This is a genomic window from Sphingobacterium corticis, assembly GCF_042684745.1.
GTDB classification, from domain to species: domain Bacteria; phylum Bacteroidota; class Bacteroidia; order Sphingobacteriales; family Sphingobacteriaceae; genus Sphingobacterium; species Sphingobacterium corticis.
The window spans coordinates 292,973-307,426 of the sequence record NZ_JBHUMA010000004.1; the positions used below are offsets into that span (position 1 = coordinate 292,973).

Annotated in this window: 13 protein-coding genes; 10 read left to right on the plus strand and 3 right to left on the minus strand. The window is 41.0% G+C overall.

Annotated elements, in window-relative coordinates; all coding sequences use genetic code 11:
• The first annotated feature begins 25 nt into the window (after window positions 1-25).
• From lptB to ACFSQ3_RS02490, 3 genes are all read left to right on the plus strand, one after another.
• The gene (gene lptB, locus ACFSQ3_RS02480) at window positions 26-760 is read left to right on the plus strand and encodes an LPS export ABC transporter ATP-binding protein (protein ID WP_380867191.1); all 735 of its coding nucleotides are present in this window, start codon (window positions 26-28) and stop codon (window positions 758-760) included.
• A 30-nt stretch (window positions 761-790) separates the two neighbouring features.
• Window positions 791-2,335: a GH3 auxin-responsive promoter family protein gene (locus ACFSQ3_RS02485; protein ID WP_380867192.1), complete on the plus strand. Its 1,545-nt coding sequence runs from the start codon at window positions 791-793 to the stop codon at window positions 2,333-2,335.
• Window positions 2,336-2,610: 275 nt separating this feature from the next.
• Window positions 2,611-3,669: a branched-chain amino acid aminotransferase gene (locus ACFSQ3_RS02490; protein ID WP_380867194.1), complete on the plus strand. Its 1,059-nt coding sequence runs from the start codon at window positions 2,611-2,613 to the stop codon at window positions 3,667-3,669.
• Between the two features lie 80 nt (window positions 3,670-3,749).
• Here ACFSQ3_RS02490 and ACFSQ3_RS02495 read toward each other — a convergent pair whose 3' ends face one another.
• Window positions 3,750-4,538, minus strand: coding sequence for a GLPGLI family protein (locus tag ACFSQ3_RS02495; RefSeq protein WP_380867196.1), 789 nt, complete (start codon window positions 4,536-4,538; stop codon window positions 3,750-3,752).
• A 30-nt stretch (window positions 4,539-4,568) separates the two neighbouring features.
• Window positions 4,569-7,337: an outer membrane beta-barrel protein gene (locus tag ACFSQ3_RS02500; protein WP_380867198.1), complete on the minus strand. Its 2,769-nt coding sequence runs from the start codon at window positions 7,335-7,337 to the stop codon at window positions 4,569-4,571.
• 179 nt (window positions 7,338-7,516) lie between these two features.
• On the opposite strand from ACFSQ3_RS02500, the gene ACFSQ3_RS02505 reads away from it, so the two are divergent.
• The 3 genes from ACFSQ3_RS02505 to ACFSQ3_RS02515 all read left to right on the plus strand — a co-directional run bounded on the left by ACFSQ3_RS02505 (window position 7,517) and on the right by ACFSQ3_RS02515 (window position 10,046).
• Window positions 7,517-8,887, plus strand: coding sequence for a dipeptidase (locus tag ACFSQ3_RS02505; RefSeq protein ID WP_380867199.1), 1,371 nt, complete (start codon window positions 7,517-7,519; stop codon window positions 8,885-8,887).
• An 84-nt stretch (window positions 8,888-8,971) separates the two neighbouring features.
• Window positions 8,972-9,709 carry a lysophospholipid acyltransferase family protein gene (locus ACFSQ3_RS02510; RefSeq protein WP_380867201.1) on the plus strand — a complete coding sequence of 246 codons (738 nt, stop codon included), beginning with the start codon at window positions 8,972-8,974 and terminating at the stop codon, window positions 9,707-9,709.
• 115 nt (window positions 9,710-9,824) lie between these two features.
• Window positions 9,825-10,046, plus strand: a complete 222-nt coding sequence (locus ACFSQ3_RS02515) for a DUF2795 domain-containing protein (protein WP_017258669.1) — start codon at window positions 9,825-9,827, stop codon at window positions 10,044-10,046.
• A gap of 56 nt (window positions 10,047-10,102) precedes the next feature.
• Here the strand turns inward: ACFSQ3_RS02515 and ACFSQ3_RS02520 are convergent, their stop codons facing one another.
• Window positions 10,103-10,705 carry a hypothetical protein gene (locus ACFSQ3_RS02520; RefSeq protein WP_380867202.1) on the minus strand — a complete coding sequence of 201 codons (603 nt, stop codon included), beginning with the start codon at window positions 10,703-10,705 and terminating at the stop codon, window positions 10,103-10,105.
• A 234-nt stretch (window positions 10,706-10,939) separates the two neighbouring features.
• Here ACFSQ3_RS02520 and ACFSQ3_RS02525 point away from each other — a divergent pair, with 234 nt between their 5' ends.
• The 4 genes from ACFSQ3_RS02525 (at window position 10,940) to trpB (ending at window position 14,450) form a co-directional block, all read left to right on the plus strand.
• Complete coding sequence (locus ACFSQ3_RS02525; protein ID WP_380867204.1) at window positions 10,940-11,464, plus strand: hypothetical protein; 525 nt, start codon at window positions 10,940-10,942, stop codon at window positions 11,462-11,464.
• Window positions 11,465-11,655: 191 nt separating this feature from the next.
• Window positions 11,656-12,645 carry an anthranilate phosphoribosyltransferase gene (gene trpD / locus ACFSQ3_RS02530; RefSeq protein WP_380867206.1) on the plus strand — a complete coding sequence of 330 codons (990 nt, stop codon included), beginning with the start codon at window positions 11,656-11,658 and terminating at the stop codon, window positions 12,643-12,645.
• The gene (locus ACFSQ3_RS02535) at window positions 12,638-13,273 is read left to right on the plus strand and encodes a phosphoribosylanthranilate isomerase (protein WP_380867208.1); all 636 of its coding nucleotides are present in this window, start codon (window positions 12,638-12,640) and stop codon (window positions 13,271-13,273) included. Before trpD ends, ACFSQ3_RS02535 begins: the two co-directional genes overlap by 8 nt.
• Window positions 13,266-14,450, plus strand: a complete 1,185-nt coding sequence (trpB, locus tag ACFSQ3_RS02540; RefSeq protein ID WP_380867210.1) for a tryptophan synthase subunit beta — start codon at window positions 13,266-13,268, stop codon at window positions 14,448-14,450. Before ACFSQ3_RS02535 ends, trpB begins: the two co-directional genes overlap by 8 nt.
• Window positions 14,451-14,454 lie beyond the last annotated feature (4 nt).

Below are 14,454 nucleotides of genomic sequence, written 5' to 3' on the forward strand. Positions count from 1 at the left end.
ATTTGTAGGTGAAGGAGTTGGATACATGATACTAAAAGCGGAACACCTGATTAAAAAATATCGTCAACGAACGGTCGTAAATGACGTTTCATTCCAAGTAGAACAAGGCGAGATTGTCGGTTTCTTGGGGCCAAACGGTGCCGGAAAGACGACGTCGTTCTATATGATCGTGGGGTTAATCAAACCCAACGAGGGACATGTTTACTTGGACGACAAAGATATTACGCAGGATGCGATGTATCAACGCGCGCAACGAGGAATCGGCTATTTGGCGCAAGAAGCTTCCGTTTTTAGGAAGATTTCCGTAGAAAACAACATTCTCGCCGTATTGGAAATACATTATCCGAACAAGCAAGAGCGCAAAGAAAAACTGGAAGAATTGCTTACCGAGTTCAGCTTGCATCGCGTGCGGAAAAATCGTGGCGATTTGTTGTCCGGTGGAGAACGTCGACGTACGGAAATTGCGCGTGCGCTTGCGGCCAATCCAAGCTTCATTCTTTTAGATGAACCATTCGCTGGTGTCGATCCTATTGCGGTAGAAGAAATTCAAACTATTGTTGCCAAACTAAAAACCAAAAATATCGGCATTTTGATTACCGATCACAACGTGCAAGAAACGCTATCCATTACCGATCGTGCTTATTTGTTAACGGAAGGTAAGATTATGCTGACTGGTACTCCGGAAGAAATTGCCGATAATGAACTGGCGCGTAAGTTTTATCTCGGTCGACATTTTGAGTTGCGACGAAAAAAACTCTAACTTAGTAGTTGAAGAGATTATTATAAACTGATGGCCATTCTAAATTCCTTATTCACGTGGTTTATGAAAAAGCGGATCCACCAGATCGAGCTTTTCATGAAATATCCTCATGATGTGCAGGAAGAATGGTTCCAAAGTTTAATTTCTACCGCCGAAGCCACCGAATGGGGAAAGCGATACGATTATAAAAGTATTTTCTCTGTTGACGATTTTAAAAATCGTGTTCCGATTCAAAACTACGATTCGATCAAGGGATATGTGGACCGTATGATTCAAGGCGAACAAAACATCCTTTGGCCATCCGACATCAAATGGTTTGCAAAATCTTCGGGAACAACTTCTGACCGCAGCAAATTTATTCCGGTTAGTCGGGAAGCTTTGGACGAATGCCATTACCAAGGTGGTAAAGATATGTTGACCATCTACTGCCATAATCGCCCGGAGAATAAAGTTTTTACCGGAAAATCGGTAGTAATTGGAGGTTCATCGCAGTTCAACAACTTCAGTAGCGATTCCTATTCGGGAGATTTATCTTCCATATTAATTCGCAACTTGCCGTTTTGGGCAGAATTTAAACGAACACCTACTTTAGAAGTCACCTTAAATCCGAATTTCGAAGATAAAATTGACCAAATAGCTCGCATCACGATGCAGGAAGATGTAACGAGCTTGGCGGGCGTTCCTACTTGGAATATCGTGATGGCGCAGCGAATTTTAGAAATTAGCGGAAAAAGCAATTTGCTGGAAGTTTGGCCAAATCTGGAATTTTACGGACACGGCGGTGTGAGTTTTCGCCCATATCGTGAGGAATTCAAGCGATTGATCCCTTCGAGCAATATGTATTATCTAGAGAATTATAATGCATCCGAAGGTTATTTTGGTATTCAAGATCAATCTGATTCGGATGATTTGTTGCTGATGCTGGATTATGGTATCTACTACGAATTCTTGCCGATGGAGCACTTCGGGGAAGAGAATCCAAAAACCTACACATTGGATCAAGTTGAACTAGGTAAAAATTACGCATTAATTATTTCCACGAATGCAGGTTTGTGGCGCTATATGATTGGTGATACGGTAAAATTCACCTCGCTTTCGCCCTACCGCTTCCAAATTTCCGGAAGAACTACCGCATACATCAATACATTCGGTGAAGAATTAATTGTTGACAATGCTGATCAAGCCATTCACACAGCGTGCGTTGCAACGGGAGCTTCCGTGAAAGATTATACGGCTGCTCCAGTCTATTTCGAAGAGGGAAAAGCGGGTGCGCACGAATGGATTATTGAATTCACGCAACAACCGCATTCTTTCGAATCGTTTTGTGAAATATTAGACAAAAAATTACGAGAAATAAATTCGGATTATGATGCCAAAAGGTTTAACGACATGGCATTAAGATCGCCAATTGTTCACAACGCACCATCCAATACATTCTACGAATGGATGAAATCTCGTGGCAAATTAGGTGGACAAAATAAAGTCCCTCGCTTAGCGAATGATCGCAGCTACATTGAACCTATCTTAGAAAGTTTTAGGGTAAAAAATCAGTTCGGACGAACCGCAACCTTATAAAGGTAAATGAAATAGCCAGCGACAAATTGAATCATGTTCATTTTTTTTGCCTGACTAGCATCCTCTTTTTGAATAACTTGAGTAGTGTTCATATATCTTATCGGTAGTTTCTTCTCTATCAAACGACAAAAAAACTAAAGCGCTACAAAGATAATTTATTTTTATCCCCAAAGCAATAATTTTTTATACTTTAAGGTATGTAGCCGAAAAAGTTGATAACCTAGGTTTACTTTTTTTTAACTAAATTGCGCCCATTCATAATAATTTATTAAACCATGACTAGGACCGATATTCGTGTAGAGCAAACACAACATTCTAGATTAGCTGACGTTGATTTCGACAATTTGGTATTCGGAAAAGTATTATCCGATCATATGCTCGTCGCTGATTATCACGACGGCGTGTGGGGAGACGTAAGCATCGTTCCTTATGGTAATATTTCTATCAGTCCGTCGATGTCTGCATTGCACTACGGGCAATCTATTTTCGAAGGTATTAAAGCATACAAATTTGAAGATGGAACGGTAAGTATTTTTAGACCGGACAAAAACTGGGAACGTTTCAACAAATCCGCAACAAGGCTACAAATGCCGGAAGTTCCGCAAGAAATTTTCATTGACGGATTAAAACAGCTTTTATCTATAGATCAGAATTGGGTGCCAAATAAAAATGGATCATCTTTATACATCCGTCCATTTATGTTTGCGACAGAAGCTGCATTGGGTGTACATCCATCCATTTCATACAAATTTATTATCATCACTGGTCCAGTAGGCGCCTACTATAGCAAGCCAATCAGCCTGAAGGTAGAAACGGAATATACGCGCGCTGCGGATGGCGGCGTTGGTTTCTCGAAAAATGCCGGAAATTACGCATTAGCACTTTACCCAACCGAGCTAGCACATAAACAAGGTTACGATCAAGTGATGTGGACAGACGCTCGCGAGCACAAATACATTGAAGAAGCGGGTACCGCCAATTTGATCTTCCGCATCGGCGACACCATCATTACGCCGCATGGTGACACGATTTTGCACGGTGTAACGCGTCGCACCATTATCGAATTGGCTGATGCGTGGGGCTTGAAGACGGAACAACGCAAAGTTTCTGTGGATGAATTAATTCAAGGCATCGAATCCGGACAAGTTTCCGAAGCATTTGCTGCCGGAACCGCTGCAACGATTACACACATTTCTCGTATTGGATTCAACGGAAGAGATTACGAGCTACCAGCAGTAGAAACACGAGAATTCTCTTTAAAAGTATTGGATTATCTAAATGATCTACGTTACGGCAGAATCGAAGATTCTTTCGGCTGGAACTTCGTTGTTTAGCGATTACCGTATTATATAAACAAGAACGCTCATCTTCAAAAAAGATGAGCGTTCTTGTTTAATAAGCATGTTTTCAGCAGCTAAATCTGTATGGCGGCTAGAATGAGATTAATCTGCTTCTCCCCTAACCAGCTGCCCAAAGTTTCTCGGATTTTAGCTTCCATTTCTCTTCGCTTCATCGCAGTTGCTCTTTTCGCACCTACACTAGATTTTATAACAGGCGAAGAGAAATCAACCTTAGTCGCGTAAATATTATAGTGCTGTTCTGGAACGACCAACCCCAAAATCATTCCGGGCAATCCATGTGTAGCGCTTGGACCGACGGATAAAGGAATTTGATCGGTGTAAAATGCTACGACGTAAACCGAATCCAACAACACACCGTTTGCTCGGCGACAGGAATAACCAGCAATTTCCCGGTATTCATCCGTAATTTTCCATTTCACGTTCAACAAAGAATCTTTTATCACAATTTCCGAACCGCCCATCGCAAATGCAGACTGTGCTTCCTTCGTTTTAAGATTTTGGTATCCATTATTTTGATAATCTAAGATACCCATGTTAATCAAGTTAGTTACGATAGGATCGTACGTTTCCTTAACAGGTTCCCAGCCAGCTTCACTTCCGCTGAATGAAAGCTTTTTCTTCAAAACTACTGTTTCTTTTACTTTGGGAATCATCTCTTCGATGTATCGACGTTGGAAATCTCCATCTTTTAAGGAATTTATATGGCGTTTTAATAAATTTTTTATGTGAATGGTTTTATCGAATGTGACCACACCTTCCTGCGGAAAGTAGGCATATTGCGCGCTCGCAAAATGTATGGGCAAACAGGCGAAAAACACCAATAACTGTAGTACCTTTTTCATGCTTTTATCTTTATAAATCTTTTCTGCTTCTTAATTACTTACTCCACCCATTCTGGTAAAATCCCAGCTTACCTTAAACATGAAATACCTAGAAATCGTGTTGTAACGCTGTTGCGAGATCATACCAGCTTGTTGAAAACGAGTAAATCCAATATTTTGATTAAACACATCATTCACGTAAAGTTCTACGGTTAGTGCTTCGTTCTCTAAGAAGCGTTTGGACACACCCGGCGTAAAGATCAAACGGGTAAAGCTTTCATTGAATGCTTCCGTAGGTGCTTCATACGTGTGCTCTGCTGTTCCATATAATTGAATTTTCCAAGGTAGATAAGCTTTGAACCATAAATCGCTCGACATCGTAAAACCGGAACTGTTAAATTGTGGCTGCAACGATGAAGATAGCTTTCTCCATCCCGGATTGAAGCTTAAGCGAAAATCAAGATTCTTTGTTGTATTCTTTTCTGCAGATAAGTTCAACCCGTAGCTTAAATTTTGATTTCGGTTTAATGCACCGTTTTGATAATTGTAGCCGTCAGAAAAGTTTGCATTTAGTCCATAACGACCTTCAATTTTGTATTTCTTAATCAAATTGCTACCGATACCACCCCAAAGATAGCCTGAATTGTTTACACGTTCGCGCATATTATCGTAACGCATTGTACGTAAACCCGTTGAATCGATCGTAATATTTTGCTGTATAGAATTATATTCTTGGCTAACACTTCCGCCAAGATACATGTAGCGATTTTTCAACATTTCCCAAGAGTTGTAATTTAAACTAAGCGTGTTGCGTTGCGCGGGCGTTAAGTTTGGATTACCTTCTACGATATTTAATGGGTTCTCATTTTGGCGCAATGGCTGAATTTGCATCAATGAAGGAAGAATGTTATTACGGTTTACGTTTAAATTTATACGCTTAGACTTCGTGATATTATATCGGATAAAAGCTCTTGGATTATATGTCAAGAACGCGCGATCCAATTCTTCATTAAGATAATTGTTGCGCTGAAACAAATCATCATTCCGCAAGTTGTTGTTAAAATTAAATTCTATTTTCTCCGATTTATATCCAACAGATAAATCCCCACTATTACGCACCGTGTTAAAATCGAAATCGTTACTGAATTCTGCATCCAGCACATTATAATCTCCATCCGCATTTGCATTAAATGAATTATTGATAGAATGTGTTCTGGAGTTATTATATGAATAACCAATCGACGTACGCCAGCGCTCGCTAAGTGGCTCCGTGTATGTTGCTGAAGTTTGTAGATTGTTCGATTTTCTCGACATTTCTTTGAACTGATCAATGACAACACTGCTTGTACTGTCTCCTAAATATTGATTCGTCACCGAATTCAAGAAACCTTCCCCGTTATCGTCAGAAATATTTCCCGCTAATCGAAGCGATAATGAGCGACCAACTTTTTTGAATTTACGCGTAAACAAACCATCATAAGTCACGTTCGAGTTTTTAGCATCGCTAGTAAGCTGCCTGTTATTATCATTAATTGGCACCCCTTCCCCATTCGTACTGAATGCTTCACTGTAGTCATTTGCTTCTCGACGACCGCTAGTTCCAGAAACCTTCACCAATAAGGTAGTCAGCGAATCAATATTCCAATCATAACGCCCATTAAAACGATGACGTTGATTTTCTACATTATTATTACTCAACGAGCTTTGATTGAATACACCATTCGGCAAATTGGTTTGGCTAATTCCTTCCGTAATTTCATTGTTCTCAATCCTGCCGAATTTGTAATTTAAGTTGATCTTATTTCCATTCTTACCGAATTTATCCATGTAGCTGAGACCAGTATTAAGCGCTTGCGGACGACCTCGGCCATTCCAGTAGCTAAATTCATCGCCGCCGGTCCCAAAGAAATACATACTTCCATCCTCAGACACCTGCATTTGATCGTCGCCCAAACCGAATTTCTCTTCCTCTTCCCACCCTAAACTTACCGTTCCGTTGTTGGAAGCAATACCATACGCCGCAATCTTACGTGATCCTTGAAACTTATTGATAGCCGCTTTCCCCAAATAAAAATCATCTGTACCAACCGCGCCTTCCAATTTTCCAAACATACCATTTTTCGCATCTTCTTTCAAAGTCACATTAATCGTTTGCACACGCTCGCCGTCGTCCACTCCAGTACGCTCGGCAGCATCCGATTTTCGCTCGTAGACTTGCACTTTATCGACCATATCCGAACGCAAGTTCCGCGTTACTAAGGTCGGATCATCGCCAAAGAATTCTTCTCCATCAACAAGCACTTTCTCCACAGCTTTACCTTGTGCGGTAATTTTCCCATCGGAATCTACCGTAATACCTGGAAGAACCTTGAGCAAATCCTCTACCTTCGCATTCTTTTCGGTAGCAAAACTATTCGCATCGTATTCAATCGTATCACCTTTTATGACAACCGGAATTCGTCCAGTTACCATAACCTCCTCGATTAGATTGGCAACTGCGGTAAGTTCCACCGTTCCCATATCCTGCAACTGGCCACCTTTTTCCAAAAACTTGGAAAAAGCACCATATTTCGGGTAGCTAACCACCAACAGCATATCTTCTGTTTGCGGCTTAGTCAACGAAAACTTTCCGGATTCATCTGCTCGGCCGAAGTCGACCAAAATGGAGTCTTTTGCTTGCAACAACATCACTGTGGCGTTTTGCAAAGCGGTTTTATCCCCTTCGTCAACAACCCTTCCAGATATTTTTAGTTGCGCAAACGAACTCGACACATATAGCACCAGCATAATAAGTACTAGAGGAATAGCAATTTTTTTCATGTATAAAATATAGACTTACATTAGTTTGGATCGGCATCGGTTCACACAGCACATCGAACGTAATAATCTCTTTTAGGTAGATGGCGATCTCTTCTTTATTACTTTGTCGCACGAAAACGAAAAATGTTACAGCTTTTCTGAAAATATATTTGATTATTTTTGTAGAAACTTAAGAAGTTATGCAAAAAATAAAAGATTATGTATCGGCAAACACCGATCGCTTTCTAGAAGAATTGTTCGAATTACTGCGTTTTCCATCAGTCAGTGCTGATCCGAAATTTAAGGAGGATGTAGTAAAAACGGCAGAATACGTAGCTAAGAAGTTGCAAGATGCTGGCGCAGATAAAGTGGAAGTTTGTCCGACAGCCGGATATCCAATCGTTTATGGCGAAAAGTTAATTGATCCAGCATTGCCTACGGTATTAGTTTATGGACATTATGATGTGCAACCGGCAGATCCATTAGAATTATGGGATACGCCGCCATTTGAGCCAACGGTGCGCGACGGAAAAATATATGCTCGCGGAGCGGCAGATGACAAAGGACAGTTCTACATGCACGTGAAAGCGTTTGAATATATGATCGCGGAAAATGAGCTTCCTTGCAACATTAAATTCATGATCGAAGGCGAAGAGGAAGTGGGTTCATCCAACTTGGGCATCTTCGTAAAAGAAAATAAAGAACGTTTAAGTGCGGATGTTATCGTGATTTCGGACACGGCAATGATCAGTTTGGAGCAACCATCAATCGAAACGGGATTGCGCGGACTTTCTTACGTGGAAGTGGAAGTTACCGGACCGAATCGCGATTTGCACTCTGGAGTTTATGGTGGCGCGGTGGCGAATCCAGCGACAATCTTATCCAAGATGATTGCTTCGTTACACGATGAAAATAATCATATCGCTATTCCCGGATTCTATGACGACGTAGTTGAATTGTCGGATGCAGAACGGAAAGCATTAAACGAAGCTCCGTTTGATGTGGAAGAATATAAATCAGATTTGGGCGTTGGTGATGTTTGGGGCGAAGCCGGATATTCATCGATCGAACGCGCGGGTACACGTCCAACATTGGAAGTAAACGGCATTTGGGGTGGATACATCGGCGAAGGTGCGAAAACAGTATTGCCGTCAAAAGCGTTTGCGAAAATATCCATGCGTTTAGTGCCTAACCAAAATTCGGAGCGCATTACGCAATTATTTAAATCGCATTTCGAAGGTATCGCACCAAGCTCCGTACAAGTAAAAGTTACGCCACATCACGGTGGTGAACCAGTCGTCACACCAACGGATAGCATTGCATACAAAGCTGCTGAAAAAGCATTGGAAGAAACTTTTGGCAAATTGCCAATTCCTACTCGCGGAGGAGGTTCTATTCCAATCGTTGCGCTATTCGAAAAGGAGTTAGGCATCAAAACGGTGCTTCTCGGTTTCGGTTTAGACAGCGATAACTTGCACTCGCCGAACGAGAAATATGGTATTGATAATTATCTGAAAGGTATCGAAACCATTCCTTTGTTTCACAAATACTTCACAGAATTGAGCAAATAATAACAAATGGGTTTGGCGCAAATGTTCCAAACCCATTTTCGTTTTAATCCGCTATATTTGAAAATAACGCCCTCATATCGGATTATGCAATTATTCTTTCGAAAAGCACATCGCATCTTTTATCTCGCTATGGTAATCTGCTGTTTCGCTTTATGCTTTCCAATTCTTTGGCTTCTTGCCAAAAAGCCTGAAAAGCACTTTAACAAATTGGTATTCTTTCGGAAATGGATCAGCAAAATAAGCGCTGCATTGTCCGGAATACGTTTTGAATATCATTTCGAAGAACCGATCGATTGGTCCATCCCTTATGTGCTTTGCCCAAACCATACCTCGATTTTAGACATTTCTGTATTAACGCACCTTTGTCCGCAGCCTTTTTCTTTTATTGGAAAAGCAGAATTATTAAAAAATCCGGTGACGGCTATTTTCTTCAGAAGCATTGATATCCCGGTCGACCGCAACAATCGCATGTCGGCGTTCCGCGCTTTTAAAAGCGGACATGAAACTTTGCAAAAAGGAAGATCGCTGGTTGTTTTTCCCGAAGGAAAAATCGACGATGAATATCCTCCGCGGTTGCATCCATTTAAATCCGGACCTTTTCGCTTAGCGCAGGAGAACAATGTGGCTATTTTACCAATCGTTATTCATAACGCATGGGATTTATTTTGGGATGATGGCGCGCGCTTCGGCACGAAACCCGGTGTGATAAAAGTAAGCGTACTTCGTCCGATCTTACCGAATGCAGAAGTTCCGACCGCAGTTCCTCCCATCGAAGATTTGGTGTATAGCCGCATGAATGAATCGTGGTTGTCTAAAAAATAATTAGCTAAAAAACAGACTATTATCACATTCGAAGACAAGCGCGCACGTCGAAACTTGCATAAGATAAATATTTTGCTACTTTTGCGAAAAGTAATAAGCTTAAACAGAGAAGACTATGTATTGGACACTTGAATTAGCTTCACATTTGGAAGATGCGCCGTGGCCTGCTACGAAAGACGAGTTAATTGACTACGGAATTCGCTCAGGTGCACCGGTTGAGGTGATCGAAAACCTACAGGCACTAGAAGACGATGGTGAGCCATACGAAAATATCGAAGAGATATGGCCAGACTATCCAACAAAGGATGATTTCTTCTTCAACGAAGATGAATACTAAGACCTTGAAAGCCGCTTGAAAAAATCATCAAGCGGCTTTTTTTGTCATTAAAACAACTATTTGTCATTCCTATGTTGAGCGCGCAGCTTAACGTCAACAAAGGTACTATCGGCATTATTTTCTTGATTGTAAAGAAATCCTTTTATCGCTAGATCAACAAAACGACCTTGATCCACATTTAAAACTTGGATATGTAAAGGAATTCTATCGCGATCGGGGAGATAAACTGTATTATATTGTTCTCCCGATTTCCATATCGTTTCCATTGTATAAACAATGTTTGCTACGGAGTCCGTTTGTTTATTTGAAACGACAAACGACTTTCCGGACTTAGGATCAGGCACAAATACATCCACCTTAAAGTTTTTCGCCTGTCCCATAAAAAACTCTGAATCAGGACTTCTTACGAAAACATGAAACTTAGGATTCAGTGCTTTTGTCTCGATAATTTTGTGATGAAAATGTAACGAATTTAGTAAGTATCCGCCGAAATGACCAAAATTACCTTCTAAATAAGAATCATCGAATGGAAACTCCGGTTCAGGAACGACTTCTTTATCACACGACATAAAGAATAACAATGTTACAAGCATTTTCGAAAGAATAATTCCTTTCGAAAATGTTTTGAAATCCTGTCTAGCTCTATAAAATTTTGCCATCAAGTTTATTGTTTAAAAACAGATTTAGCAGCTATAACTGTTTTAATCGACCTTATAATACAATTAACGTTTTTAAAAAAAGTCGCCCTACAAGGACCATAATCAGTTAGTTAAAAATACTAAAAAAATTAATTTAAAAGAAATATAGTTTCTGTTATTTTTAGCAGGCAAAACATAATCTTCTGTTAATCCTTTTTATTATAAAGCCGTCAAAAAGGCACAAAACTTATTAACATGAAGAAACTCATTCTTGCCGTTTTAATTTCTGTCACCAGCATTCCGGTTTTTGCTCAGATGCGCATCAAACGCGAAAAAAATGCGCAAGATACCGCTCAGCAAATCAGAACAGAACGTCAAATTGATTCCGTACGCGTCAATAGAATGCGCAGCATGGATGTTGCCAAGTCCTTTATTCGGGATTTAGCGAACACGGATATTGCGTTGGATATTATTTTGAGTAAATACGTCATTACGCACGATGCAGACGATGAGATGTACGATTATTTATTGGCGAGTTTGGCTGAAATTAGGCTGAATATGATGAGCAAGCGAATTCAAGATATTCAGTTTATTCCTTTTCAAGAAATGTCGCGGCGTGATGTTTCGGACATTGATACGGAAGGATTGAACACCGCGGATATGTTTTTTTTGCGACATGGCAAGCGTCAACTGACGGCGTTATATATGGAAAACGGAAAGGTAGCTTCCTTCACTTTGGTTTCCAAGGGCGGTAACAAAGCACATTTTGTGACGTATTGATTGTAGATAAACTTGGATTATTAAAAAGTATTTTCAATATTTGTTTCAGAGAGTTATGACAAATACCCGTAACATTAAAACTTGGTGGTGGCACAACGAATAACGTTGTGGCAACATCCTATGTCTTTAACATTACACGGAAAGAAATAGTGGGCTTGCCTTTTTAGGCAAGCCTTTTTTATGATATATCGATGAAAGAAATACTATCGCATTTATTTGAATACAAATCGTTCGACCGAACGCAGGCTTACGATATCCTAACGAATATTGCCACCGGAAAATATGATCCGCACCAGATTGCGGCTTTCATGACGACTTACGGCATGCGCAGTATCCGCGTGGAAGAATTGCAAGGCTTTCGCGACGCGATGTACGACCTGTGTTTGAAAGTTGATTTTCCTGGCTATCGCTTGATCGACATGTGTGGAACCGGCGGTGATGGAAAGGACACGTTTAATATCTCCACTTTGGCATCATTCGTTGTTGCCGGTGCAGGCTATCATGTTGCCAAACACGGAAACGTGGGAGTATCTTCTGGTTGTGGGTCGTCAAACGTCATGGAATTGCTCGGTTACACGTTTACAAATGATCAAGCGGTTTTGCAAAATCAGTTGGAGAAGGCGAACATCTGTTTTCTACATGCGCCGCTCTTCCACCCTGCTATGAAAACCGTCGCTCCGATTCGTCGTGCTTTGGGCGTCAAAACGTTTTTCAATATGTTGGGACCATTGACAAATCCAGCAAATCCCGAATATCAATCGGTTGGTGTTTTCAATTTAGAATTGGCTCGATTGTACGCCTACCTTTATCAGGGAACAGATAAAAAATACAGCATTATTCACGCGCTGGATGGATATGATGAAATATCCTTAACAGGTGATTTCAAAATGGTTGATAACGCAGGCGAACACTACTATCAGGTTTCTGATTTAGGGTTTGATATCATTAAAGCTGAGCAAATTCAGGGCGGCAGCAATCCGCAGGAAGCTGCATCTATTTTCCAGAAAATTATAGAAGGCGGCGGAACTGACGCACAAAATCAGGTCGTATTGACGAATGCAGCCTTTGCTATCAAAACGCTGGAACCGCAGAAAACTTTTGGCGACTGCTATTACGAAGCGGAATCATCCTTGTTAGGCAAAAAAGCACTAAAAAGTTTGAAAACGTTGACAAATGGATAATAAGCCGAAATTAGCTGTAAAAATCTGTGGCATGAAAGAAACAACGAACATACATTCGTTGTCGGAGCTACCGATTGATTACATCGGATTTATTTTCTACGATAAATCTCCGCGTTTTACTGGCCGCTTAAATCCTGCATCGATCCAGCATTCTTCGGTTAAAAAAGTTGGCGTGTTTGTGGATGAAACCATCGAGAACATCTTATCAATAAAAACGAAGTTCGGTTTAGACGTGATACAATTACATGGCCGAGAAACACCGGAATTTTGCAAAGCGCTCAAAGGACAAAATGTAAACATTTGGAAAGCATTTGGCGTGGATGAAAAATTTGATTTCAAAGAACTGGAAGCTTACGAGGATGTAGTTGACGTTTTTTTGTTTGACACAAAAACGCCACAACATGGCGGCAGCGGAAAAGGATTTGACTGGTCATTACTCAATAACTACTTTGGGACAACGCCATACCTATTAAGTGGAGGTATCGGCTTGCACAACTTATCGGAAGTATTGAAAATAAAAGACAATAGATTAGTCGGCGTAGATTTAAACTCAAAACTTGAAATCGAACCTGGCTTAAAAAATATAAATTCAGTAAAAGAAGCACTCAAAATCATACATCATGAGTAAATATCAGGTTGATCATCGCGGATATTACGGGCCATTCGGTGGTGCCTACATTCCGGAAATGCTTTACCCAAATGTAGAGGAACTGCAAAAGCAATATTTGGAAATTATGCAAGATCCAAGTTTCAAGAAGGATTTTGAACAATTACTGAAAGATTACGTAGGTAGACCTTCTCCATTATATCTAGCAAACAGACTTTCCGAACGCTACGGCGCAAAGATCTATCTCAAACGCGAAGATCTTAATCATACCGGAGCGCATAAAATCAACAATACGATCGGACAAATCCTGTTAGCGGAGCGATTGGGTAAAAAGCGCATCATTGCGGAAACCGGAGCCGGACAACATGGCGTGGCGACAGCAACCGTTTGTGCGCTGAAAGGCATGGAATGCGTTGTTTACATGGGCGAGATTGATATGGCGCGACAAGCGCCAAATGTGGCGCGTATGAAAATGATGGGTGCAACTGTCATTCCTGCTCAATCAGGCAGCAAAACCTTAAAAGATGCGACCAATGAAGCGCTGCGCGACTGGATCAACAATCCGGTAGATACACATTACATCATTGGTTCGGTGGTTGGTCCGCATCCATATCCCGATATGGTAGCGCGATTTCAATCCATCATTTCCGAAGAAACACGGAAGCAATTGCTAGAGCAAACTGGTAGTGCGCATGCGGATCATGTGATCGCTTGCGTTGGTGGTGGTTCGAATGCTGCCGGCATGTTTTATCATTTTTTGGATGATGAAGCGGTAAATATTATCGCGGTAGAAGCGGCAGGACACGGTGTAAATTCCGGCGAATCAGCGGCGACAACAGCCTTAGGCCGTGAAGGCGTTTTGCATGGTAGCCGATCTATTTTGATGCAAACGGAAGATGGACAAGTTATAGAACCTTATTCGATTTCCGCAGGATTGGATTATCCGGGCATCGGACCACAACATGCTTGGCTTTTTCAAAGTGGACGCGGAACTTTTGTAAGTGCGACTGACGACGAAGCAATGGAGGCCGGCTTGCGCTTAACGAAACTCGAAGGCATTATTCCGGCGATAGAAAGCGCCCATGCACTAGCTCATTTGGAGAAAATGAAATTCAAAGGCGACGAAACGGTCGTCGTTTGTTTATCGGGGCGCGGTGATAAGGATTTGGATAATTACATGAAATACTTTGGCTTTTAGAATA

Excerpts from the sequence above, each read along its gene's own strand:
- ACFSQ3_RS02505 (WP_380867199.1), top strand. The coding sequence starts at position 7,517 with ATGCAAAAAATAAAAGATTATGTATCGGCAAACACCGATCGCTTTCTA.
- ACFSQ3_RS02520 (WP_380867202.1), bottom strand. The coding sequence starts at position 10,705 with ATGGCAAAATTTTATAGAGCTAGACAGGATTTCAAAACATTTTCGAAA.
- lptB (WP_380867191.1), top strand. The coding sequence starts at position 26 with ATGATACTAAAAGCGGAACACCTGATTAAAAAATATCGTCAACGAACG.
- ACFSQ3_RS02510 (WP_380867201.1), top strand. The coding sequence starts at position 8,972 with ATGCAATTATTCTTTCGAAAAGCACATCGCATCTTTTATCTCGCTATG.
- ACFSQ3_RS02495 (WP_380867196.1), bottom strand. The coding sequence starts at position 4,538 with ATGAAAAAGGTACTACAGTTATTGGTGTTTTTCGCCTGTTTGCCCATA.
- ACFSQ3_RS02535 (WP_380867208.1), top strand. The coding sequence starts at position 12,638 with ATGGATAATAAGCCGAAATTAGCTGTAAAAATCTGTGGCATGAAAGAA.
- trpD (WP_380867206.1), top strand. The coding sequence starts at position 11,656 with ATGAAAGAAATACTATCGCATTTATTTGAATACAAATCGTTCGACCGA.
- trpB (WP_380867210.1), top strand. The coding sequence starts at position 13,266 with ATGAGTAAATATCAGGTTGATCATCGCGGATATTACGGGCCATTCGGT.
- ACFSQ3_RS02490 (WP_380867194.1), top strand. The coding sequence starts at position 2,611 with ATGACTAGGACCGATATTCGTGTAGAGCAAACACAACATTCTAGATTA.
- ACFSQ3_RS02485 (WP_380867192.1), top strand. The coding sequence starts at position 791 with ATGGCCATTCTAAATTCCTTATTCACGTGGTTTATGAAAAAGCGGATC.
- ACFSQ3_RS02500 (WP_380867198.1), bottom strand. The coding sequence starts at position 7,337 with ATGAAAAAAATTGCTATTCCTCTAGTACTTATTATGCTGGTGCTATAT.
- ACFSQ3_RS02515 (WP_017258669.1), top strand. The coding sequence starts at position 9,825 with ATGTATTGGACACTTGAATTAGCTTCACATTTGGAAGATGCGCCGTGG.
- ACFSQ3_RS02525 (WP_380867204.1), top strand. The coding sequence starts at position 10,940 with ATGAAGAAACTCATTCTTGCCGTTTTAATTTCTGTCACCAGCATTCCG.